The organism is Acinetobacter sp. Ac_3412 (genome assembly GCF_013072675.1).
Lineage (GTDB): Bacteria > Pseudomonadota > Gammaproteobacteria > Pseudomonadales > Moraxellaceae > Acinetobacter > Acinetobacter higginsii.
In genome coordinates, this window is the sequence record NZ_LXUJ01000007.1 from 469,016 (window position 1) to 491,080 (window position 22,065).

24 protein-coding genes are annotated in these 22,065 nt (G+C 36.1%); 18 read left to right on the top strand and 6 right to left on the bottom strand.

What is annotated here, in order from left to right; translation table 11 throughout:
* The first annotated feature begins 93 nt into the window (after positions 1-93).
* The 7 genes from A7P54_RS05795 to A7P54_RS05825 all read left to right on the top strand — a co-directional run bounded on the left by A7P54_RS05795 (position 94) and on the right by A7P54_RS05825 (position 6,263).
* Positions 94-2,619, top strand: coding sequence for a hypothetical protein (locus A7P54_RS05795; RefSeq protein WP_171548945.1), 2,526 nt, complete (start codon positions 94-96; stop codon positions 2,617-2,619).
* A gap of 59 nt (positions 2,620-2,678) precedes the next feature.
* Complete coding sequence (locus A7P54_RS05800; protein WP_171548946.1) at positions 2,679-2,960, top strand: holin; 282 nt, start codon at positions 2,679-2,681, stop codon at positions 2,958-2,960.
* A complete protein-coding gene (locus A7P54_RS05805) occupies positions 2,950-3,156 on the top strand; it encodes a hypothetical protein (RefSeq protein WP_171548947.1) in 207 nt (68 codons plus the stop codon). Before A7P54_RS05800 ends, A7P54_RS05805 begins: the two co-directional genes overlap by 11 nt.
* Before the next feature lie 221 nt (positions 3,157-3,377).
* Complete coding sequence (locus A7P54_RS05810) at positions 3,378-4,067, top strand: hypothetical protein (protein ID WP_171548948.1); 690 nt, start codon at positions 3,378-3,380, stop codon at positions 4,065-4,067.
* Between the two features lie 169 nt (positions 4,068-4,236).
* Positions 4,237-5,028, top strand: a complete 792-nt coding sequence (locus A7P54_RS05815) for a DUF4882 family protein (protein ID WP_171548949.1) — start codon at positions 4,237-4,239, stop codon at positions 5,026-5,028.
* 104 nt (positions 5,029-5,132) lie between these two features.
* Entirely contained in the window at positions 5,133-5,690 is a 558-nt protein-coding gene (locus tag A7P54_RS05820) for a lysozyme (protein ID WP_171548950.1), read from the top strand.
* Between the two features lie 129 nt (positions 5,691-5,819).
* Positions 5,820-6,263 carry a hypothetical protein gene (locus tag A7P54_RS05825; protein WP_171548951.1) on the top strand — a complete coding sequence of 148 codons (444 nt, stop codon included), beginning with the start codon at positions 5,820-5,822 and terminating at the stop codon, positions 6,261-6,263.
* Positions 6,264-6,452: 189 nt separating this feature from the next.
* On the opposite strand, the gene A7P54_RS05830 is transcribed toward A7P54_RS05825, so the two are convergent.
* Entirely contained in the window at positions 6,453-8,417 is a 1,965-nt protein-coding gene (locus tag A7P54_RS05830; protein WP_171548952.1) for an AAA family ATPase, read from the bottom strand.
* Between the two features lie 133 nt (positions 8,418-8,550).
* Entirely contained in the window at positions 8,551-10,665 is a 2,115-nt protein-coding gene (locus A7P54_RS05835) for a 3'-5' exonuclease (protein WP_171548953.1), read from the bottom strand.
* Between the two features lie 425 nt (positions 10,666-11,090).
* Here A7P54_RS05835 and A7P54_RS05840 point away from each other — a divergent pair, with 425 nt between their 5' ends.
* Together A7P54_RS05840 and A7P54_RS05845 are read left to right on the top strand one after the other, a co-directional pair.
* Entirely contained in the window at positions 11,091-12,101 is a 1,011-nt protein-coding gene (locus A7P54_RS05840; protein WP_252728593.1) for a hypothetical protein, read from the top strand.
* Between the two features lie 23 nt (positions 12,102-12,124).
* Positions 12,125-12,715, top strand: a complete 591-nt coding sequence (locus A7P54_RS05845; protein ID WP_171548954.1) for a hypothetical protein — start codon at positions 12,125-12,127, stop codon at positions 12,713-12,715.
* Positions 12,716-13,033: 318 nt separating this feature from the next.
* Here the strand turns inward: A7P54_RS05845 and A7P54_RS05850 are convergent, their stop codons facing one another.
* A complete protein-coding gene (locus A7P54_RS05850) occupies positions 13,034-13,900 on the bottom strand; it encodes a hypothetical protein (protein WP_171548955.1) in 867 nt (288 codons plus the stop codon).
* Positions 13,901-13,952: 52 nt separating this feature from the next.
* On the bottom strand, positions 13,953-14,381 hold the full coding sequence (locus A7P54_RS05855) for an Arc family DNA-binding protein (RefSeq protein ID WP_171548956.1): 429 nt from the start codon (positions 14,379-14,381) through the stop codon (positions 13,953-13,955).
* 119 nt (positions 14,382-14,500) lie between these two features.
* Here A7P54_RS05855 and A7P54_RS05860 point away from each other — a divergent pair, with 119 nt between their 5' ends.
* The 6 genes from A7P54_RS05860 to A7P54_RS05885 all read left to right on the top strand — a co-directional run bounded on the left by A7P54_RS05860 (position 14,501) and on the right by A7P54_RS05885 (position 17,518).
* A complete protein-coding gene (locus tag A7P54_RS05860) occupies positions 14,501-14,659 on the top strand; it encodes a toxin-antitoxin system HicB family antitoxin (RefSeq protein ID WP_171548957.1) in 159 nt (52 codons plus the stop codon).
* Positions 14,656-15,429 carry a phage antirepressor KilAC domain-containing protein gene (locus A7P54_RS05865; protein WP_171548958.1) on the top strand — a complete coding sequence of 258 codons (774 nt, stop codon included), beginning with the start codon at positions 14,656-14,658 and terminating at the stop codon, positions 15,427-15,429. Before A7P54_RS05860 ends, A7P54_RS05865 begins: the two co-directional genes overlap by 4 nt.
* Entirely contained in the window at positions 15,426-15,632 is a 207-nt protein-coding gene (locus A7P54_RS05870) for a hypothetical protein (RefSeq protein ID WP_159724749.1), read from the top strand. Before A7P54_RS05865 ends, A7P54_RS05870 begins: the two co-directional genes overlap by 4 nt.
* A gap of 103 nt (positions 15,633-15,735) precedes the next feature.
* Positions 15,736-16,035 carry a hypothetical protein gene (locus A7P54_RS05875; RefSeq protein WP_171548959.1) on the top strand — a complete coding sequence of 100 codons (300 nt, stop codon included), beginning with the start codon at positions 15,736-15,738 and terminating at the stop codon, positions 16,033-16,035.
* A 248-nt stretch (positions 16,036-16,283) separates the two neighbouring features.
* Positions 16,284-16,874, top strand: a complete 591-nt coding sequence (locus tag A7P54_RS05880; RefSeq protein WP_171548960.1) for a uracil-DNA glycosylase family protein — start codon at positions 16,284-16,286, stop codon at positions 16,872-16,874.
* Between the two features lie 20 nt (positions 16,875-16,894).
* The gene (locus A7P54_RS05885) at positions 16,895-17,518 is read left to right on the top strand and encodes a class I SAM-dependent methyltransferase (protein ID WP_171548961.1); all 624 of its coding nucleotides are present in this window, start codon (positions 16,895-16,897) and stop codon (positions 17,516-17,518) included.
* Here the strand turns inward: A7P54_RS05885 and A7P54_RS05890 are convergent.
* Positions 17,515-18,003 carry a pyridoxamine 5'-phosphate oxidase family protein gene (locus A7P54_RS05890; protein ID WP_171548962.1) on the bottom strand — a complete coding sequence of 163 codons (489 nt, stop codon included), beginning with the start codon at positions 18,001-18,003 and terminating at the stop codon, positions 17,515-17,517. The genes A7P54_RS05885 and A7P54_RS05890 overlap by 4 nt on opposite strands.
* A 119-nt stretch (positions 18,004-18,122) precedes the next feature.
* Positions 18,123-19,631: a phospholipase D family protein gene (locus A7P54_RS05895; RefSeq protein ID WP_171548963.1), complete on the bottom strand. Its 1,509-nt coding sequence runs from the start codon at positions 19,629-19,631 to the stop codon at positions 18,123-18,125.
* Between the two features lie 296 nt (positions 19,632-19,927).
* On the opposite strand from A7P54_RS05895, the gene A7P54_RS05900 reads away from it, so the two are divergent.
* From A7P54_RS05900 to A7P54_RS05910, 3 genes are all read left to right on the top strand, one after another.
* Positions 19,928-20,203: a metal/formaldehyde-sensitive transcriptional repressor gene (locus A7P54_RS05900; RefSeq protein ID WP_004653592.1), complete on the top strand. Its 276-nt coding sequence runs from the start codon at positions 19,928-19,930 to the stop codon at positions 20,201-20,203.
* A gap of 306 nt (positions 20,204-20,509) precedes the next feature.
* Positions 20,510-21,619 (top strand): S-(hydroxymethyl)glutathione dehydrogenase/class III alcohol dehydrogenase, encoded by a 1,110-nt coding sequence (locus A7P54_RS05905; RefSeq protein WP_167247836.1) that lies wholly within the window; start codon positions 20,510-20,512, stop codon positions 21,617-21,619.
* Positions 21,620-21,678: 59 nt separating this feature from the next.
* Entirely contained in the window at positions 21,679-22,035 is a 357-nt protein-coding gene (locus A7P54_RS05910) for a LysR family transcriptional regulator (RefSeq protein WP_171548964.1), read from the top strand.
* Positions 22,036-22,065 lie beyond the last annotated feature (30 nt).

The following is a 22,065-nucleotide window of genomic DNA, read 5'->3' on the forward strand; positions in this document are numbered from 1 at the left end:
CTTTATCAGGTAATTCAGGCGGGAGGATATGAGCCTTTCGATACTGAAGAACTTTTGATTGCTAGTATCCCAACAATCCCAAAGAAAGCGGCTGTGGCATTAGATACTTTTAATGTTTTCTGTTGGCAAAACAGTTCGTGGAAAAATAAAGGTAATATTTTAAATAAAGTCGATGGACTAACACTTAATAAAAATAAGGCTTATCCACTTCGTTCAATTGCCCGTAATGGTACAACCAGTCCGGCAAATAATGTATTCAATGCGGTTATTCTGGATATCAAACTGATTGGAACGTTGCCTGATAAATACTACAAACTGTCTTATTTTAAGAATGGCAATACTTCAATTGTAGGTGCATTAGATGGTTGGGTGATTGAAGAGTTTGATAAGGCGAATTATGAGACCGCAAATAATGCCTCTTTGCGTATAGTAGACTATACACATCCAGTTGCCGATGTGAACAAAAACGGGACGATTCAGACTGTTAAAGTTGTTTCTACAATTCGATCTGAATTTCAGGCGTTCATTACTTTAGATACAGCAAGCTTGCCGCCAGTTGGTACACCGATTACATCTTTGAATGCTGGTACAAGTGGGTGGTCATGGATCATTGATCCATCTTGCTATGGAATTACGATCCCTTCAGCATTAGTTATCAATCAAGGTAAAGATTTTCCTAATCGTGCAATTCAGCGTAACAATATCACGAGTCCGTTTAACTCGTTTATACGCGATGCGATTTTAGATGTGCGGATCGCTGGAGCGCGTCAGGGCAACTATTACGGCATTCGATATTTTAAAAATGGTTCAACTGAAGCAAGTGGCGTGATGGATGGTTGGATTATCGAAGAGCAAGCAATTGCAAATTATGGGACTACAGAAACAGCACTCGCTGTTGTGCCTTTGGCAAATCCGTATACAGTGGCATTGGATCGGACAAAGGGCATTCAGACAATTGTTTTCGATAGTATTATCGTTCCGAGTCTTCGAGTTTATATAACTGTTGATCCTGCAAAATTCCCGCCATTTGGGGAATTTGTGCGAATGAATAGTGTTTCAAATGCTGGTTATTCTCATATTATTGATCCGTCAAAATATACATATCAGCAACCATTAATTGAAAATGCTTTGACAATCAATCAGGGCAAGAATTTCCCAAATAAGCGTATAGCACGTAACGCAGAAACTAGTAATCCGAACTCATTTTTACTTGATGTTTTGCTCGATGTAAAAGTAATTAATGCGCGACAAGGTTACTATTATGGCATTCGATATTTTAAGAATGGTACTACGTTGTTACCTGGTGCTGCAGATGGCTGGATTATCGAAGAACAGGTAGCGGCAGATTATGGTAATAATTCGGCAGCAACTCGGATTATTTCATATACCGATGCGGCGCCTGATATTACTCGGGGCGGTATTCAAACAATTCGCTTAACTTCACCGCGCAGTGATGTTGAATTATTGATTACGATGGATACTGATAAGTTGTTGCCGTACGGTCAATATATTTCAATGTTGAATAGTGGTAGTGCGGGATATTCATGGATTATTGATCCTTCTCGGTACGAGTACAGTAAGCCTATACCGTCAGGTGCGACATCTTTGACCGCGTTATCCTATACATGCACAGAGGCAGGACGGTTGCGTTTAATTTGGCAGTCTGGACAATATCTATATCGTTTAAGTTTTGGACCGAATGGTTATAACAGTTTGCCAAATCTTATTAGCCTCGATCGTGCTCCATTTGGTGACCGTAATACAGCACAGTGGATTAACGTCAATTCAGCGAGTACAGATTGGTTGCCGCCTCTAGTTGTTGAGGCTGTCAATGATGGTGATGGGAAAAGTCAAATTTACACTGGCGGCAATCATGGAGCAGATGGTAGCGCGGGTGGTGGTAATACGGCCCGTAATATTCATTACCAAATTTTAGCTGACGGTCAACCGATGAAAATGGGTGAAGCCTTTGGTGGTAATGCAGAAAAGGTTTCAGTACAGATCGTAAATGAGCTTATGGCATTTAATACAACTGGAACCGTTGACCCCGAAAATTTCCCTTCGCGTTATGTATTGAGCCAGTCGTTTGCGGTTGATATTTACTGTGGATCTATGGAAATCAGTTCAGAGGTAAAAGCATATGAGCAGATCTCGGTTAGAACAGACAATGGTCCACAAACTGTATCGGTTGGCTATCAGGAAAGTATGCTGTATTTGGATGGCCAATTTGAGACACGTGTACCTTTTGATAATGGTACCAACAGCGGTATCAAAACGCAGTACCCAAAAGTATGGGCCTTGATTTTACAGCATTCAGTAAACGGTCAGTTTGTAGCTTGGATGGATCGTGAATATGAAGCTGGCGATGGCCGATATGTGAGTGGTAATGCACCATACATTCGGGGAGGGTTTACAACAAATACCAAGTTTTATCATGCTGCTGTTGCGGGTGGAATTAGAGCAGAATTACAAATGGGTGAAAAGTATAAATGGCGCGGCGGTTATGCTTGGCAAGCCCCAACACTACAAGGTACTTTTGATTCTACGATTGTGTTTCATAAAAATGGAAAGATGACTACAGCCATAGTCAAGACAGCTATCGATTATACAGTTGTTTAAAGTCCTAATTTATTTAAAAGCCCTGAAATATGGGCTTTTCCCATTTCTGGAGACAGGAAATGCAAGAGCAAGCAGCAAATGCGGTTGAAGCTGCTGCAAGTACAGCCGCAGCAACAGCGCCAAAAGTATCTTATATATCAGCGGGGGCATCAGTGGCAGCGTATGCAGCAAGTGTAGATTGGGCAGTATGGTTTTCTGTCTTTATTGGTGTGATCTCTTTTTTCACGACGTTGTATTTCAAACGCCGTGAAGATAAGCGGGCTCAAGAGATCCACGAATTGCGTAAGAAGCAATATGAGCAAACCAAAGAACGGTTAAAAGGAGATTTTGATGACAAGTGAAAAGACTCGAGCATATTTGGCCTTTGCCTTGGTTGCATTGATGTTTGTCCTGGTAATTGCATTATTCTTTGTCGATATGCCACGAGAAAACAGCAACTTAATAAACACGGCCTTGGGTTTTATTGCAGGGGCAATGACAACAGCATGCGGCTTTTACTTCGGTAGTTCAGAGCAAGAAAAGAAAAAAGATATTTAAATCTTGTAATTAATAAATGGCCGCTTTTGGGCGGCTTTGCTCTAATCAAGTTTCTTATCATATGTAAACTAATTATTTGACTTCAACTCTCTGTATTTCACAAAAATCTAATGTAAAAATAAAGGAGTTGTTCAAGTACTACAGAATAGCTCTTAAGGGCAATTATTTGAATAACCTAAACTTTTAAAGCAACTAAAACATAATTTTAAAGGAGTTTACTCATGGTAAACAACGCAGTAGAAATGCTATTTGAACAATTAACAGATACTAGTATTCCAGAAGGCCATGTCGCACTAGTACGTATTCAAAATGACGTATCTTATGATCAGGTTATGACTAATCTTGAACAGGTTGATGTGTTGCCTGGATTTGATGTAATTGGAGTTACTAGTATTCCTAATACTGATACTTCAGACTGGAAACTGACTAACTGTACGTATGAGAATGGGGTATTGAGTTGGACAGAGGGGCAGCTGGATTTGGGAACCGAAACATCCCCTGACGTAGTATATGGTTATCATGCTGGTATTCAGGCAAATATTGGTGACAAGCTTGAAATGATTGTTCCTAATGTGACAACTTTAGCTCGAGTATTGAGTGGTGCACGATTAGCAGATATCAATGGTGTCGCAGCAGGTCAATCCAATATTGGATTTAATTCAGGCAATTCGGAACAGGGATTAACTCTGGAAGGCAGTTCATATCAAACCACGGACTTGCCTGTAAAATACACAATGATTTATGTATCAGCAATTGCTGTAGAGCATGTTATAACTTCAACTGATGGAACGATCGAGCATTTTCGTGAAACACAAAGTATCCCAGCATTTGAGGAAACTGCATATTTTAACGTGATTGCTACTGTTAACGACGAAATTGAAATGTTTACGACCACTGTTTCGGTAAGCTAAAGCAGGATCAATACAAGAAATGACCTTAATTAAGGCCAATATGTAAACAAGGGTGAGTAGAAATTAAAGCACCTTAGGGTGCTTTTGTTTATTTCCACTCATCTGATTTAGCAATGTTTTATAGATGTTTATTTATACTGAACGTTCAATTATAAAAAAGGTGAAATAAGTGAAAAAACTAATAATTGGTACATTAATTAGTGTGAGCACCATAGGAAGTGCTTTTGCGGCCTGTACTTATAATCTTGATGCCACACCTGCGGAAATTTATGCGTTACCTAGTACTATTCCAACTGTAAAATTTCCAACTATTACTAATCAAAAAAGTTCATTTTTAATTCCTAGCTTTCAATCTACTTCAAATACAGTCCAAATGTATGTGGGGACTAGTTCTGCTGTAGCACAAAGTACAACGGCTAATAATCAGAATGTAATTTCTGATAAAAATATTGGTGTAAGCGGGGAATATGCTTTTGAATTTTTGATTGATAACTTTATTAATACGCCTATTACGACTGATGGTTATATTTCTTTAGGGCAGAGTTTTATACTTTCGGATACGAACAAAACTATAAAAGTGGGATTTGTAAATTTAGTCAATGATCCAAGAAATGGAATCAATCTCATTGTTTCTTTTAGCAAAAATGATGGAAGTGGTGAAACTTCTCAATCATATCCAGTTTCATCTATACCTGCATCGGGGTTAAGAGTCGGTCTTTTCATTAATCAAAATTCAAAACAAATTGGTTTAAATATCAATGGAGTGAATAAAGGTTATATCGATTCATTTAGTGGTACACCAAGTAGAATCGGATTTATCACATATGGTGTTGCAATGGGATTTAAAGGAAGTGATCCAAATATTGGCAAAACAATTTCTGGTGAGCTTATTACGGACAAAAGTAAAATTGCTCTAACTTATGCAGCTGGTACAAAAGATATCTGTGAAATACCGCTCTAATTTCGATCTCATTTATCGGTATCATTATTTGAACAGTTGAAATTTATTAAATAACAAGTGACCCACTCTTTGAGTGGGTTTTTTATTACCCGGAGGAAAGTAAAATGGACAGAAAACCTTTTTTTGATGCAGCTCGTGTTCTAGCGGGTGGTAAACTTACACAGGTCCAAGTGAATGAGTTAAACAACGTAGCAGATGCGCTTAACCCTAAGCAAGCAATGACAGTAAGCTCTGTTGGCATCAACTTAATCACCAGTTTTGAAGATCTGCGTTTAGCTGCCTATGACGATGGAGTGGGAGTCTGGACGATCGGCTACGGAACCACGATTTATCCAAACGGCGTTAAAGTGAAAAGAGGTGATACCTGTACTAAAGCGCAAGCAATGTCCTTTTTTCAACATGATTTGAGGCGCTTTGAAGTTGTTATAAACCAAGCTGTAAAAGTTGTGGTTAATCAAAATCAGTTTGATGCGTTGGTGAGCTTGGCTTACAACATTGGTGAAACTGCGTTTAAAGGATCTACATTGGTCAAGGAGTTGAATACTGGCAATTATAAAGCTGCAGCTGATCAGTTTCCCAAATGGAATAGAGGCGGTGGGAAAGTATTACGTGGGCTTGTTCGCCGCCGTGCAGCAGAGCGGGAGCTCTTCTTAAAAAAGTAATACCTCACTGTAGGTGCTCATTGGTTTCATTGATCATGAGTGCCTGTATTTTTATTCTTTTATCTGCTTATACTGCCATTCCACAAACATTACATAAATATTGGATACCTGATAAGGCTACTCAGGACTATGAAAAATTTAACATTAAAACATTACTTGGCACTTATTCTAGTTCTTTCAGGCATTCTGGCTATTTGCTTTGAGTCTCTTACAAATGGTTTTGTCACTTACGTACCGTATGGCGGTGGTGAGTTTGTTTACTTGAGGGAAATGGAAGGATCAAATGAAGATGAAAGTGTACTCTTGTGGTTCTTCGGTATCATAAGCGCTATTCTTGGAACCATAATGTATTTTGTGAAGAATATTACATATGTTCTGAGAATTGGTTTTTTCACTTATGTATTCTTGTTTTTAAGTGCACTCATGACCGATAGCGACCCTCTAAACCAACTCATTATTAATACGGTTAAGTTTGATCATAATATTTATCTCGTCTTGTGGTGCCTTTCAGTTGCCATCTACACAGGTATTTTCCTCAAACTATCTATTCAGCAAGATAAGTTACGCGATTAAGAAATATAAATAAAATCATTAGCATCGCCACAATTTTTATTAGATGGTTCGTCTCTGGATAAGTAGCCACAGCATAAACACGGATAGAGCATTCTATTTCTCTAATTTTCTTTATGTTCCAGATCCTATATAAGAAAAGCCCTCAACAAAGGGCTTTTCTTTTTCCAACGATCATCTTTGTTGGTAGTCTTAATTATTAGATGTCGCTATGTGATTAAAGATTTTTTCACAAAGAGATTTTGCTGGTTCAGTAAGCTCCCAATCTTCATATGTCATTAATACTTTACATATTTCACAAAAACTAACTTTATCATCAATTGTTCCAGAAGCATCTGAAAATAAACGTAGGGTGTTATCAGTGTTATCTATGCGTATAGTATCATCAATAATTTTTCCAATACCCTCGTCACTTATAAAATTGATTGAAGAGCTCAGCTTTTCAATATCAAATTTACCGGTATCTCTAGTAAAACCTTTTTGTGTTAATTTATTTTTCGTGTTGGAGTTCAATGAAACTTGTGCAGAGGCTTTTTTTATTCCCATAAACTTAATTAGACAAGCTTTGTAGATTATTGATGCTGTTAATGTATTCTCTATTTCTTTACAAGGTAGGGTATATACATTTTCTTTTAATTCAACTCGCCACTCTAGAAGTCTTTCCGCTTTACCTTCATTATCACCATCAGCTAAAAGTAAAATATTCTTTGTAATTGCTTTAGCTGTCAAACCTTTATTATTCTCTAAAAATTCTAAAGCCTCTTGTCGCGTTGAGTAATCATCAAGAAAACTCCAGTGTGTGATGTTTCCACCAGCATATTCAATAAATGCATAATGGAAATTAGGCATAAAACTCTTATATTTTTTAGCTTTATCTTTATCTTTTGAATCTGGACTATTATCAAGAACTTGAATATATTTTTGCATTAATTTCGATAAATACATGCGATCCGTTACACCTTCAACCCAAATTGTACAATTGGCTAAATATAGAGAAGATGGTCGAACACCTAATGAACTTAATAATTCATGGTCTTTATCACAGCGATAAATTTTAAAATCAAATTCTTTAGTATTACCCACTTTAGGTTGCTTGACGAATTTTTGAATTATGACTTCATCAGACTCATCGACCATATCCAAGAGATGATTTGAGTGTGTCGTAAAAAAATAATAATGATTGGTTTCATTTAGATAAAAATTCATGAGTTGACGAACCATACCTGCATGCATATTTAACTCAGGTTCTTCGATAAAAAATGCATGAATTTGCTTGTTACCATTTTTATCTACATTTTTAATGTATGCTTCATAAGTTAAAATAATAGCTTGTTGTAAGCCATCACCTAGTTGCGAAATTGGAAACTGTTTTTCAGAACCAATTTTAATGTTTACAACATCTTGATCATGCTTAGGGATGAGCGATACATGTTCATTATCAAAAAAATATTGACTCAGTTTTTCTTCATAACTTTTAATCAGATCTCGTTGTTCCGGCTCACCCAATAAGTGAGTTTTTAATTCATAATAGAGACGTTCACCTGTAACAATGTTATCTGTACCAAATTTTTCTTTTTCGGGGAAATAGTCTTTTTGTGCGCGTTCGATATAGGGTTGCTTATTTTCTTCCTCAGTTACTGGGCGCATACCACGGAGTATTGGTATATAAAATTTTGAACTTTCATATTCTATTGTAGTTTCATAATCATTAACAAGACCTTGAATATCTCTAACTTTTTTTTCGAAATCTTTTTTGTAGTCGGTTTTTACAGTTTCTAGTCGACTAATAATATTTGTGTAGTTTTCTTTATATTTGTTTTTAGGAAATAGTGGGAATTCTATAACATTATCAATTAGTCTTAGTACTAGATTGCGAGTATCCCTAGAGCTTGAGTCATTAATAGATATATTTTCTGAATATCTTGGAATAAGTTCTTTTAACTCATTAAAAATATTGGTTAAATCTGGAAAGGAAAAGTCTTGTATTGTATATTTTTGTGTTTTAAAAAAACTTCTAATAAAACGACTTTTACCAGAGTTATTTTTGCCTATAAAAAAGTTTAATTTCTTAATTTCGATTGAAAAGGGAGCTTCCTCATCAATATCAGAACTATAGTTTTCTAAATTTTCTGCCCAATAATATAATTTTTCAGCCATAAAAACCCCAAATAATGTAATTTACGTTAATTTTCTACCAATGTGAATAAGAGTAAATTTTTATAAAATCGCTCTCATTTCTTACTGTTAAATCTTTAAATATTCTACCTAAATGCCTATTTCATAAAATATCTCACTCAATCAATCTTAGCTTTCTAAGGCGAGATCTAATAGCACCAGAACTTCGTTTTAATAACTGGGATATTTCCTTAACACTTTTTCCTTCAGTCATGAATAAATCTATTAATTTAACTTCTTCATCCTCTGACCATGATTGGTATGCGTTGGTACCATCAGAATTTTCATCTCTCTTGAACTTTTTGATAATCTTTTCAGGTTCAGGTTCAGGTTCAGGTTCAGGTTCAGGTTCAGGTTCAGGTTCACCAGTTTTTAGAATCTGAACTATTTCATCAAAGAAGCCCGTATTTTGATTGGCGATCATATAAAGGTTTTCTTTCGCTCGAGTCATTGCCACATAAGTTAACTTACGTTCAGTATCTTCATCACGATTAACATTAGGGGAGATCCTTGGCATATTCTCTAAACCGACCAAGAAAACATGCTCAAACTCCAAACCTTTTGATGATTCAAAATTAAGGATTTTTATTGTTGGATCTTTTAAGTTTAAAGTCTTTTTATCTTGGCTTGTCAGAATAAACTTAAAGGCAACATTGGGCGCGAAATCAGCAAAAGCATTTCGAAGTAACATATCGACCTTAGCCTGTGATACATGCCTTGCTACTAAAATGGCAATCGAGCTTTCAGAATAGCCATTTTTAATAAGATAATTGCTCTTCTTAACGATAAGATTGATCGTTTCTTCAAGATCTTTACTTTGATAGGCGACAGGTATAGTACCAACTTTGCATTCACCGGTATCAGGATCTAATACACGATCAAAGTCATCTTCGGCAATTAGACTATCCAGTGTTCTACTGTTTAAGAAACTTCTAGCTGTCATCAGAATTTCTTTAGTATTCCGATAACAACGCATCAATTCTGTAGGTTTTTTACCTTGAACTTCTAAGCCAAAGGACTTCCAGCTCGGTCTTTTTCTATTAAAGATATTCTGTGCAGGGTCATAACAGAACAGAATGCTATTAGTCTCTGGGTTCAAGACTCTGATCAAACTCTGAATCCACTCTTGAGCAAAGTCTTGGCCTTCATCAATTAGAATGGCATCATACTTTTGATTAAGCTCAGTATTGTCTAGATGTTTATTTAATATATCGGTAATTCTCAGGCTATATTGATCTTGAGTTTCTTTATCGAGCATAGTCAGATTTGCATTGGTAATCTTCTTAACTAAGCCATGGAACGTTGAAATGTCTATCTGATCAATATGATTTTCATTCATCATATTGAGGATATGATTACATAGGGTATTGTTGAAACATACGACAAGAATTTTCCAGTCTGGATAGACTGTTTTTAAATATTTAGCTCGGCATGCAATAACTAAGGATTTACCACTGCCTGCCACACCTTTAAGAATCCTATGTCCAGTACCAATATTCTTAGCAATCATCTCTTGTTGAAGATCTAGAGCCATTAAATCTTGGGGCTCTGCATCAAACAGTTCGTGATTTTCAAGTGCATTGATTCGTATTTCTGGGAATAATAAATATCTTAGAGTCTTGAGCTGAGTATAGTTGAGAGGCTCAAAATCAAAGAACTCTTTAAAGTTAAGATGAATTTTTCTAATCACTTCTTTTCGATTATCTTTGTGCTCTAGGTCGTACTCAAGTTCATCTTTGAATAAGATTTTATTCTGCTCATTTATGCCATCTTCTAATAGGCCCAGTGAGGCAGCATCACTACGATAAATGTTTGTATAAAAAACGCAGTAGGTAATAGGGAATATGGTTTTACCTTCATAATGACCAGATTTTGCTATTAATGAATCATTTCGCTTACATTTATTTAAAAGATTCATTGCAACAGTGCGCACTTGAATTCTAGGGTTGGTTACAACATCTGGTTTATCTTTACGATAAAAGTTACCCTGAAAGTGTGTAGGGTTAACTTCTTTAAAATTGCTTTTGGTCCAGTCTTTGACTTCAATGGCAAGTAAGCCATGGGTGGGGAGCCATAAAATAAAATCCGAATAACGCCCTAAAGCCTCTGTCTCATACCAGACAATAGCATCTTGATCTATGAATAGGTCTTGTAAAAATTTATAAACTTTTTTTTCACCCGGTGTGATGTTGTCTACGTTAGTTAGCGTTGTAGGCACCATGTCTACCATGATTTATTTCCTTGTTCACTCGTTAAATCAAAATTTTCTTGTGCATTGTTGGCTGCTTGCTAATTAAACAAACATTATAAGATCATAAAATGATACCGTAACAAATAGTGTAAATGATACCCCTTAATACCCTCAGAGTGGGGTATTTTTTGCTGATAGAAAATAATTCCCATAATGTTTTAAAAAATTTCCTAAATTGTTTTTTTGGTTTTAATCAGAAATCTTTTGAAAGGAATTAATTTTGAACATACAATACCCCACTATGAGGTATAGTTTAAATTTTCATTAAGCGGACTATTATTGTTTGAAAGCTTTTTGAAAAAGTTGAAGGCTTAGCAGTGATCTAAGCATAAATGATCAAGTAAAAAGTTGGCATGTTAGCTGACTAAATAAATTTTAAAAGTTTAACAGCAGGAATTTTTAATATGTCAATATGTGCTACTTATCATGAATTGACGGCATCAGTTGAGTCTTTGGAGCGAGGTAATCCTAAAGCTATAGCTACAATCAATTTATATGAATATTTTGAAAAGTTAGTTGAGTGGGGATATATTGACTTTAAAAGAAATTTTGCAAATGATCGGTTTTGTGGGTTGATATCAGATATTCATTTTGATAGTGCTGTTTTAGCAATTAAATTTACATTTATCATTGCTGACGTAAATGCAGATAATCAAATTGCTCGGAATTTAAAGACTAATAAAACTCGGACATTAAGACGAACTAGCATTGAAGGTGCAGATAAGCGCGTAAATGTTGTACTAAAAGTAGATAGAACAAATAAAGAAATTGCCAAAATAGCCTTAGAGTATGAAAGAGGTATTTCAGTAACTAAACTTATTGATACTTTAAATTACTTCTTTGGACACGCTAGAAAACATGGAGGCTTTGAAGACTATTTTGTTGGAAATGATCCTGTTGAAAGATATCAAAAAGGTGCCAAAATCGGTCAGCCTAAACCATTGTCTTATAAACCAAAGTTAGAAATCAAATCTGAAGTAGATCCTAGCATCATCAAGGCTTTTGAGGAAGGGCGCATTCAGCATGTAGACTTCTATAAGCAAGCACAAAATAATACAGCTTTTGATGCGACAGGACACTTTACTCAGGATAAGATCAAAGTATCAATGAAAGTAGGTACACAGGTCATTAATCCTAACTCTACATCAAAAGTAGATGATCTTATAGATGTATTTAGACGATTTAAAAGAGGGCAACCAGAAATGCAAGGCTCTGTCTTTACCATTAATTTTAAAGATGATAATGGAAGCCCGCGTACAGCAGAATATGATGCAGAAGATGAGGTCTTTCGGTTAGTTAAGAAAGAATATTTTCCTGAAGAGCTGCGACAAGCTATGTCGGAAGATGATGAGAATGGTGAAAACCCAGCTCGTACCAATATTAGGCTGTGTGATAGAATGTTAGCTAAAATATAGTCCAGTCTCTAGAGGGGGTAGTTATGCTTGAATTGATTTTTAAGCCATTAAACTATCTTAGCATAAGATGGGATAATGGGATTATTAATAAAACGAGATTTGATTTTGTTATACCTATTATAATTTCTATTTTAGTTAGTGTTTTTTTTACTGCAATATGGTTTTTGGTTGGAACACCAAAAGCCAATATCTTTACAAATGATATTTCATACTATTTAATTTGTTTTTTGCAAACAATGCCAGGTTTTTTTATTGCTGCATTAGCTGCAATTTCCACTTTAAATAGTTCGACCATGGATCAGCCAATGGCTGGTGATCCACCTAAAGAGAAATATGTGGAGCATAATCCATATCAGGTATTTTGGATTGACATGAACCGTAGACGGTTCTTGGCTAGGCTATTTTCTTATCTTACTTTTATTAGTATTGTAATATTTGTATTGCTATTATTGATAAGATTTTCTTATAGTTTAGATATACATATTACGAATACCTATTTGATTTTTTTTACATATTTTGTTGCTTGTTTCTTAGTTGCATTTGGACTTGTTCAACTCATAATGATGACTTTTTTGAGTCTCTATTATCTAGGTGAAAGAGTTCATAAAAACTAGATGAAAAGCCCCTATAGGGGCTTTTTTTTATGTTTTTTTCTTATAGGTTTTCTTTTTAATACCAAAAGTTGTAGTATATTTATGTTTCAGTAAATAGTATATTGGCTTGATAAAACTAGATTTTATCCTTTACTTTTAAAAATTTATTACATATTAAAAGAAGCTGCTATGTCCCTAAATTATTACTTCTTCGAGTCGACTATCAGTAATGGATGTTCTTACCATCATGTGAAGTTTCAATGTTAATGTAATGTATTGGTACTACAGATTTAAACATTTTGCATCAGTTTTTGATTGTTAATTATTTAGAAGAAAAAATTAACTCTGATTAATTTTTTCTTCTAATTTCTTCCAAAGTTTATATTCTGAAAGAATAATTAATAAATTTTCATCTGTTATTAGTTGATTGTCTTTTGAGTTGAATAGTAGATTGGTTATTTTCAAACTACATAATGCGGGTCCTAAAGCAGCTGTAATAGTATATATAATTACATCGATATATTCTTTTAACAAATGATCCATAAGTTTTTTGTCAATATCAAATGAATGAACCCATTGTTCATTGTTTGAGATATCTAAAAAAAATGGTTTAAGTGAGTATACAGACGGGTGAGTTACTTGGCAAAGTTCAGAATACAATTTATTTATTTTCTTATTTTTTAATGAATCTAAATAGGTTCTCACTTGCTCTGCATTATGAGTATTATCACATTTCCCTTTTTCAGATTTTGTCAAAGTTCTGCCATATATGTAATGAATTAACATATCTTCAATTTTTTGAGAAGCAATTATTTTGTTATTTTTTATAGGCTTTTTCTCCAGTGCTAGTTTGATTTGTGAGAAATTTTCAGCAATTGTTGTCACGCATCCATTTAGTGAATAATAAGAGTCTGCACAAGCTTCAATTCCACCTCTCAAGGATGAACAAAAGCTATAGTAATTTTGACTTTCATAAGCAGATTCTGTTGCCTCATACCATTTTTTTAATCTTAAAAGCGTTGTTAATCCACATATATGAAATTTTTGAATATTTTCAAACCAATACACATATTGTAATTCAATCAAAGGAAGATTTTTAAATTCATCATTTGATATATATTTATATGAAATTTGAGAGACACTGTTCCCTATACCCAATAAAAATGAATATAAATTTCTTAATTGGTCTATATTCTCTTGATTCATATAAAATCCCTCAAAAAAATTTTCTGATAAATTTATTATTTGTTAAGTCTAATCAATGATCTTCAACGGTTAACCATCCAAGACTACCTTCGCCATTGTCGACAACATCAATATGATTGTCACCTTGATAAACAAGGACATCTTTATTAAAAAACTTTAAAGAATTCCAAAAAGAAGAGTTACTTAAAACCTCCAGAGAAAGATGAATATCATCACGAAGACTCGATAGTTCTTGAGTGTAATCCAAATCCAAAGTATTCAGTAATTTTCCATAAATCACACGCTTTTTTCCATTGCGCAAGGAAATGATTCTGACGTCAGCCTGATTGCTACTAACAGTCGTAGTATTTAAAAAACTTTCTTCCAATCGCGCAACAACATCAGAATTTATTGATCTACCAAGATTCACAGCAGATTCAGTAATTTTATCTTTTAGTTCTTGAGGAAGGCGTACTTTTAACTGTGGGTCTTCTCTGCTCATAAAAGGGGAAACCGTAAAAATTTAATCTTATTTTATAGATCACGGTGGTATTGACAATAGAACCACGGTGGTTTAAGTTTAAATTAATTGAACCACGGTGGTTCTATTTTGGAGTAACAATGGTAAAAGACCAAGTAATTGATGTAAAAGTTCGTCTTAAAGATGAATTACATAAAAAGCTGAAAGCGAAAGCTCAGCAACAGGAACGCTCAATGAATTATCTAATCAATAAAGCAGTTGAGTTATTAGTAAACAAAGATAAAGGGGTTAAGAAATGAGTACGCAAATTGCTACTTTCAACTTCAATTCAAATTTGGTACGAACCATGATGAAAGATGGCGAGATTAGATTTGTTCTTGCAGATGTTTGTAATGTTTTAGAAATTGGTAATCCTAGTGATGCTGCGCGTAGACTTGATAGCGATGAAGTTACCCTAGATATTATCGAGGGTAGCCATCGACCAGTAAACTTAATCAATGAATCAGGTCTTTACTCATTAGTTTTAACGAGCCGAAAACCAGAAGCCAAACAATTCAAAAAATGGGTGACATCGGAAGTACTGCCTAATATCCGTAAAAATGGTGGCTACATCTCTGGTCAGGAAAGTGATGATCCTGAACTGATTATCGCTAAAGCTTTGCAGGTTGCTCAAAACGTCATTGATCGTAAGATTCAAGAGTTAGCACAGGCAACTGCAAAAGTTGAAGTACTTGAACCTAAGGCTCAGGCTTTAGATGTCTTGTCGCAAAATAGAAATGGTTATTTATGTTTAACGGATGCCGCAAAGCACTTACATGTAAGAGTTAAGGATCTAACCAACCTTTTAGCGAACAAAAAATTTATTTATCGTCGAGCAACGTCCAATCCTATAAAAAAAGGGAAGTGGGCTGCTTATGATCGAATCATTCAAAAGGGTTGGTTGTTTCATGATTACGTAGCAGGTGAGAAGCCAGATGGTACAGACTATGCACCACAAGTATTAGTTACACCAAAAGGAATGGCTCATATTGCCTTGTTAGTAACTCAAACAAAAGGAATTTTGGTATGAATAGTCAACCGAAACGCTATAGAACCTTGGGTTATTTTAAGACAAGTTCTGAAGCTACTACATGTACTCAAGAATATGTCAGCAAAGGTGAAACCATTTTTCAATGTGACACATTAGATGAAGCTCTAAATCAAGTTAAGACTATTTCAGAAAGTCATCCTGAATGTACTAGATTTGAGATTGAACGTGGTGAATGGCTGTGAAGAAGAAAAATTATGAATAATTCAGGCAATAAAAAAGCCCTTGCGAATTTCTTGGCGGAAAACAAAGGGCTTAGTATTGTCATCGCATGGAGCAATAAACTACATGAACAGTATGACGCAGTTAGTAGCTCAAAATCAAGTCTATGATGCAAGTGACGTTGCAGAAGGCTTTGCACTGGCTTATGAACAAGTTGCCGATATTGCGGCAATGTTGGATGCAATCCAACATAAGCAAGAGCGAACGATTGAATATCTGGCCAAGGTCTATAACGTACCTGAATCTGTATTCAAAGAATTGACTCGGCTTTTTCAGATTACTGAGAGCATGATTCAAGATTCCATGACTTTCAGTAAAGAGCAGGAAGACTCATATAAAAACTTAGATGAAGGGAAGGCTTCTTAACTTGTTGACCTCTACTGGAACCGCTTATTTAAGCGGTTTTTTTATGTTTTGAGAGCAGGTTTTCACTCAATCTATTGCTGTCAGAAAGGCAAATTCAAAGCTCACTGAAAAAAATGATATTGCGAATATTTTGTGAAAATTTTGTGAAGGTGAAATTTTCACCAACAAAAGATCCAAGCAAAACACTGGAAGATTCTATAAAATAAACGAAACTTTTCGCTCAATTTAAAATTTGGCTCTTTGTATAAATGACTGATATAGAAATAGAAACACATCCATTACAACCGTTTTTACCTGCGACTGCGAAGCTGCTGATGCTCGGCAGTTTTCCACCGCCACAAACTCGCTGGAAGATGGATTTTTACTATCCCAACTATCAAAATGATATGTGGCGAATCTTCGGTCTGATTTTTTTTAATGATAAAGATCACTTTTTAGATTTGCCCAATAAAAACTTTAAAGAACAACTGATCCGTGAGTTCTTGACTCAAATTGGAGTAGGAATCTTTGACACGGCTTATCAAGTGAAACGATTACAAGGTAATGCTTCTGATAAATTTTTAGAAATTGTCATGCCCACAGATTTATCCAAATTACTGGAGCAAATTCCATTGTGTCATACCATCATGACCACAGGCGATAAAGCGACAGATACGCTGATGCTGCACTTTCCAGAGCAAATCAGTAAGCCTATGATTGGACAGTCGGTGCAGGTAAGTTATGCTAATCGAGAATTGAATTTATACCGATTACCATCATCATCACGAGCCTATCCATTAGCACTGGAAAAGAAAGCTGAAGCCTATAAGCAATTTTTTGAACAAATTGGCTTGGTATAAATATAAATAAGAGGAAATAAATGCAGGATGTCGCAAGCCCAATTGATTTAAGAAATTTCGCTGATGCTTTGGAGTGGCAAGAAACGGCGAATATAAAAAGGCCGTGGCGCAAGGACTTCTTTGAGTATTATGCCAATCTCATTAGACAGCATGTTTCTGAACAATATCAGGTACTAGAACTTGGTTCTGGGCCTGGTTTTTTAGCCCAACATTTGCTCTCACAGCTTACTAACATTGAATATACTGCTTTTGATTTTTCAGAAGCGATGCATCAACTAGCACAAGAAAAGCTTAATACCACTGAAAGAGCACGGGCAACCTATATTGTTGGAAGCTTTAAAGCTGCTGATTGGCAGAATACATTCTCTCAGAAGTATGATTTGATTATTATCCATCAAGCATTACATGAGCTTCGACATAAATGTTATGCAACCGATTTCCATAAAATCGTAAAAACTTTATTAAAACCTCAAGGCCATTATTTAGTGTGTGATCATTTGTGTGCAGCACATGCGATGCAAAATGATCAGCTTTATATGACCAAACAAGAGCATTTGGATGCACTTGAACAGGCATCTTTTACACAGATCAAGATGCCGTTAGAGATAGAAGGGCTGTGTTTGTTTGAAATGACTTTGGATTAAGTTAAATGCGCCATCATCCGGGGATATTTAACCCATCTAAACGTATTGATTTTGAATTCTCTTACATGAGTAAATTCAGTCCAAATTAATTGACTGCCCTTTGTCCATTGTAGTGGTTTAGTCCGCCGATCAACTGCAAGCTTTTCCTGTTCAGTGGCTGGACGTAAATCACCAATTTCGACATATAAGCGTATGCCAAAATGATGATCAAAATGACCTTTGATGAAGGATTTTAACCAGAACCACTTATTGGTATTAATCGCTTGAATACAAGCTTTGGTGTTTTGAGCAAGGTTCTCACTTAGCTTTTCAGTATATGTATCAAAGAAATAAGCGGCCTGGTTGTCATTTAAAAAGATTGTACCTATCGGGGTGATGGTAGGCTGCCCTGAAGGGTCTACTGTTGCAATAGACGCATGCAAAGATGACTTTTGTGCAGCAGCAAATACCTGCTGAATATTTTTCCAATCTTTTTCTGAAATCATATGGCTATCTTTTATGTTAATTATAATCGTAACTTAGCACAGAATAATTAAAAAAATATCGCTCTTTAGAATGAGAAAAGAGGTCAATTCAGCAAATTAAATCTTATTGAATGGATGATTTACATCATCCATTCAACGGGAAAATAAGACACAAAGTGCATGGTAAAACGTTGGAATCTGGTACTTTCAGGGTCGTGGTGGTGCTCAATAACCTCACCATTTTCTTTATGTTCATACCAAACAATGTTACCGTCTTTATCTAATTTGAGTTGATAAGCCACTTGTAGCAAATGCTGATCCAGCATGGCGGTAATTTGGTCTTGTAAATGATCAGATTCCACCACTAAACCAACTTCTGTATTTAGATGAGCAGAGCGCGGGTCAAAGTTAAACGATCCAATAAAAACTTTTCCATCAACATCAAAAAATTTGGCATGCAAACTTGAGCGATTCTTGCCTTTAACCGGGATCACGCTCCCTGTCGCGATTTCATACCAAGTCCGTTTTTTACGTTCAATATTCGGTTTAAACTCATACAGTTGTACGCCATTTTGTAAAAGTGGTTTACGGTATTGGCTATAAAAAGAATGCACCACGGCGACATCATTCGCCACCAAGCTATTGGTTAGGACGCGGACTTTAATACCATCTTTGGAGAGTTGATTGAGGTAAGCAGTTCCTTGTTGCGTAGGAACAAAATAAGCCGAAACTAACTCCATATGTTGTTCTGGTTTACCCATAATTTTCAGAACTTGAGCATATAAAAGTTCCTGATCTTTGGCTTGTCCTAAGGCCTTATTCGGATGATCTGCGACAAAATGTGCTTTTGCCCATTGGATTGGATAGTTTTGTAGACGTAATTTTAAATAATCTTGAGCGGCTTCAAGTTTATCTTCGGTGGGTGTATCTACCTGATCTAAGGCTTTATAAGTATTTCTTAAACTTTCCAGTTGTTGGGGCGTACCAGAACCCATTAATTGCTCAGTTGAATAGCTGAGTTTATCTGACCAGAACTCATCGAAAACCTGTTCCGCGTGATCGACGGCTTTACCGTAGAACAAAATGTCCATGTCGCTAAACTGAAACTGGTCACTGGCCTCAAAGTATTCACTACTGATATTACGGCCACCTGTCACTGCAATTGAATGATCGGCAATAGTAAGCTTATTGTGCATACGATGATTAATCTGTTTTAGTCTAAAAACATAATCAATAAAGCGTAAGTGTCTAAATTTATAAGGATTGAAAATACGGATTTCAAAATTTGGATGTTGAGCAAGGGCTTTTAATGTTTTATCTAGTTTTATGCCATTCTGATCATCAATCAATAAACGGACTTTTACCCCACGATCAGCAGCTTTGAGCAACTCATGCAGCATCATGTTGCCGATCGCATCGTCATTCCAAATATAATATTGTAAATCCAGTTGATGCTTGGCATTTCGAATTAAATGAATACGGGAAGCAATACTTAAAAAGGCATCATCCAATGCTAAAAATGCAGTTAAACCTTTTTCAATATTAAGATCGGCTTGTGGATCATTCATCCACTTTGTTTTTGTATGCAAGGAGTTACTCCGATCATGGCTCTGATTGGGTGGCAAAGAACAGCCACCAATTCCTAACATGATAACAAGTGTCATTATCTTAAAATGGTATGAATTGTTTATCATTTTATTGATCAAGCGTGTGGGTCCAACAGTAATTTGTAGGTGATTGATTTTCTTATATATCTAAATGCCTGTTTGTTCCAAGGGTGAAATGTAATTATCAATATAATCAATTGTTTATTTCGAAGATTAGTTTTTTATTTATGTAAATTAGGTCCATGAAATATCATTTTATAGAATTAAAAACCATATATATTGAATTAATTTACTATACTGGTGTATAGTATATTTTTAGATTTAATGTGGTCGACATTATGCCTAAACAGTTAGAGGATAAAAAAAAGATTCTCACACGTGTAAGACGAATCCAAGGTCAAGTTCAGAGTGTGGAACGGGCTTTGGAAAATGACACAGAATGTGCTGATATCTTGCAGCAAATCTGTGCAGTTCGTGGTGCATTAAATGGTTTGATGACGGAACTTCTCGAAATTCACCTCAAAGACACTTTAGTTGTCGGTGAGTCATCTGAGTTGCAACGCAGTCAAGAGCTCATTCAAGTCAGTAAAATTCTTAAATCTTATTTAAAGTAAATTAGGGGCAGCTGACATTTCACAGATGCTTGTGACAGAAGGGATTTTTTAAGCGGTACAAGGCAGGGTTTGTGAAACTTAGTGATTCTAAGTCAGCAAAACCTAACGCTGTAACGATAAAAAATCTAACTGTCCCGTAGGGTTATGGCTAAAACTTCCGTAAACTGCGTTATGAAACTTGACAAGGGAGCCGCCTTTGCCTGTCTTTCATGCCTTGTTTATTTACGGAGCTTTAATTGCTCCTCATTTAGCCGATAACACAATGCATGGTTGAAATATCAACTGACCCAAAGGAGTGTCATTGTGATTAAATCTCGTGCAGCCGTTGCTTTTGCCGCAGGCGAACCATTACAAATCGTAGAGCTTGATGTTGAACCACCTAAAGCGGGTGAAGTCCTGATTAAAATTACCCATACTGGTGTGTGCCATACCGATGCCTTCACTTTATCAGGTGATGATCCTGAAGGTGTTTTCCCCGCAGTACTTGGACATGAAGGTGCAGGGGTTGTGGTGCAAGTTGGTGAAGGTGTGACCAGTGTTGCAGTCGGTGACCATGTGATTCCATTGTATACCGCTGAGTGTAAAGAATGCTTATTCTGTAAATCGGGAAAAACCAATTTATGCGTTGCTGTTCGTGCAACTCAAGGTAAAGGCGTAATGCCAGATGGCACAACACGTTTCTCTTATAATGGCCAACCGATTTATCACTATATGGGGTGTTCAACCTTTAGTGAATACACCGTTGTTGCAGAAGTGTCTCTGGCAAAAATTAACCCTGAAGCCAACCACGAACAAGTATGTTTACTCGGTTGTGGTGTAACCACAGGGATTGGTGCTGTACATAACACGGCAAAGGTACAAGAGGGTGATAGCGTTGCCATCTTTGGTTTAGGTGGTATTGGCCTCGCAGCAGTGCAAGGTGCGCGTCAAGCCAAAGCTGGACGTATTATTGTTATTGATACCAATCCTGATAAATTTGAACTGGCAAAACAGTTTGGCGCAACTGACTTCTTAAATCCAAAAGATTATGATCAGCCGATTCAACAAGTCATTGTTGAAATGACAGGTTGGGGCGTTGACCATTCTTTTGAATGTATTGGCAATACCAATGTCATGCGTTCGGCACTGGAATGTGCACACCGTGGTTGGGGCCAATCAGTGATTATTGGCGTTGCGGGTGCGGGTCAGGAAATTTCAACGCGTCCATTCCAGTTGGTGACAGGGCGTAAATGGATGGGAACTGCTTTTGGTGGGGTAAAAGGCCGTAGCCAATTACCGAAAATGGTGGAAGATGCAATGAAAGGTGAAATTGAATTGGCACCATTTGTAACGCATACCATGCCATTGGATGATATTAATCATGCCTTTGACTTAATGCATGAAGGTAAGTCGATCCGTACCGTGATTCATTTCTAATTTAAAAATGATAGGATTTGATGATGTCAAATACATCATCAAATCTTGGGTAATATGAAATGTCAAAAGCACAATTAAAGCTACATGTGCGAATCTTATCTGATGAGCAGATTGCTTTTGGTCCGGGTAAAGCTGAGCTACTTGAAGCAATCCATCGTACAGGATCAATATCCCAAGCCGCGAAATCTATGAAAATGAGTTATCGCCGTGCATGGCAATTGGTGGATACCATGAACCAATGCTTTCATTCTAATCTGGTCGATACCCAAACGGGTGGAACGCATGGTGGTGGTGCAGTGCTAACCGAATTGGGGCAAGTGGTGCTCAAGAAGTTTAGAGCCATGGAGCAGCAAGCAACTCAGGCTGTCGCAACTGAGTTTGAAGATTTAGCCAACTATCTGAAAGTAAATAAATAATCTTATAAATATAAATAATTTAAATAGCAT

What these genes read in the sequence shown, in the direction of transcription:
- A7P54_RS05820 (WP_171548950.1), top strand. Translation starts at nt 5,133, where the DNA reads ATGGACAGAAAACCTTTTTTTGATGCAGCTCGTGTTCTAGCGGGTGGT.
- A7P54_RS05885 (WP_171548961.1), top strand. Translation starts at nt 16,895, where the DNA reads ATGCAGGATGTCGCAAGCCCAATTGATTTAAGAAATTTCGCTGATGCT.
- A7P54_RS05850 (WP_171548955.1), bottom strand. Translation starts at nt 13,900, where the DNA reads ATGAATCAAGAGAATATAGACCAATTAAGAAATTTATATTCATTTTTA.
- A7P54_RS05830 (WP_171548952.1), bottom strand. Translation starts at nt 8,417, where the DNA reads ATGGCTGAAAAATTATATTATTGGGCAGAAAATTTAGAAAACTATAGT.
- A7P54_RS05870 (WP_159724749.1), top strand. Translation starts at nt 15,426, where the DNA reads ATGAATAGTCAACCGAAACGCTATAGAACCTTGGGTTATTTTAAGACA.
- A7P54_RS05865 (WP_171548958.1), top strand. Translation starts at nt 14,656, where the DNA reads ATGAGTACGCAAATTGCTACTTTCAACTTCAATTCAAATTTGGTACGA.
- A7P54_RS05880 (WP_171548960.1), top strand. Translation starts at nt 16,284, where the DNA reads ATGACTGATATAGAAATAGAAACACATCCATTACAACCGTTTTTACCT.
- A7P54_RS05845 (WP_171548954.1), top strand. Translation starts at nt 12,125, where the DNA reads ATGCTTGAATTGATTTTTAAGCCATTAAACTATCTTAGCATAAGATGG.
- A7P54_RS05825 (WP_171548951.1), top strand. Translation starts at nt 5,820, where the DNA reads ATGAAAAATTTAACATTAAAACATTACTTGGCACTTATTCTAGTTCTT.
- A7P54_RS05910 (WP_171548964.1), top strand. Translation starts at nt 21,679, where the DNA reads ATGTCAAAAGCACAATTAAAGCTACATGTGCGAATCTTATCTGATGAG.
- A7P54_RS05895 (WP_171548963.1), bottom strand. Translation starts at nt 19,631, where the DNA reads ATGTTAGGAATTGGTGGCTGTTCTTTGCCACCCAATCAGAGCCATGAT.
- A7P54_RS05840 (WP_252728593.1), top strand. Translation starts at nt 11,091, where the DNA reads ATGTCAATATGTGCTACTTATCATGAATTGACGGCATCAGTTGAGTCT.
- A7P54_RS05890 (WP_171548962.1), bottom strand. Translation starts at nt 18,003, where the DNA reads ATGATTTCAGAAAAAGATTGGAAAAATATTCAGCAGGTATTTGCTGCT.
- A7P54_RS05810 (WP_171548948.1), top strand. Translation starts at nt 3,378, where the DNA reads ATGGTAAACAACGCAGTAGAAATGCTATTTGAACAATTAACAGATACT.
- A7P54_RS05875 (WP_171548959.1), top strand. Translation starts at nt 15,736, where the DNA reads ATGAACAGTATGACGCAGTTAGTAGCTCAAAATCAAGTCTATGATGCA.
- A7P54_RS05855 (WP_171548956.1), bottom strand. Translation starts at nt 14,381, where the DNA reads ATGAGCAGAGAAGACCCACAGTTAAAAGTACGCCTTCCTCAAGAACTA.
- A7P54_RS05805 (WP_171548947.1), top strand. Translation starts at nt 2,950, where the DNA reads ATGACAAGTGAAAAGACTCGAGCATATTTGGCCTTTGCCTTGGTTGCA.
- A7P54_RS05860 (WP_171548957.1), top strand. Translation starts at nt 14,501, where the DNA reads ATGGTAAAAGACCAAGTAATTGATGTAAAAGTTCGTCTTAAAGATGAA.
- A7P54_RS05900 (WP_004653592.1), top strand. Translation starts at nt 19,928, where the DNA reads ATGCCTAAACAGTTAGAGGATAAAAAAAAGATTCTCACACGTGTAAGA.
- A7P54_RS05800 (WP_171548946.1), top strand. Translation starts at nt 2,679, where the DNA reads ATGCAAGAGCAAGCAGCAAATGCGGTTGAAGCTGCTGCAAGTACAGCC.
- A7P54_RS05835 (WP_171548953.1), bottom strand. Translation starts at nt 10,665, where the DNA reads ATGGTAGACATGGTGCCTACAACGCTAACTAACGTAGACAACATCACA.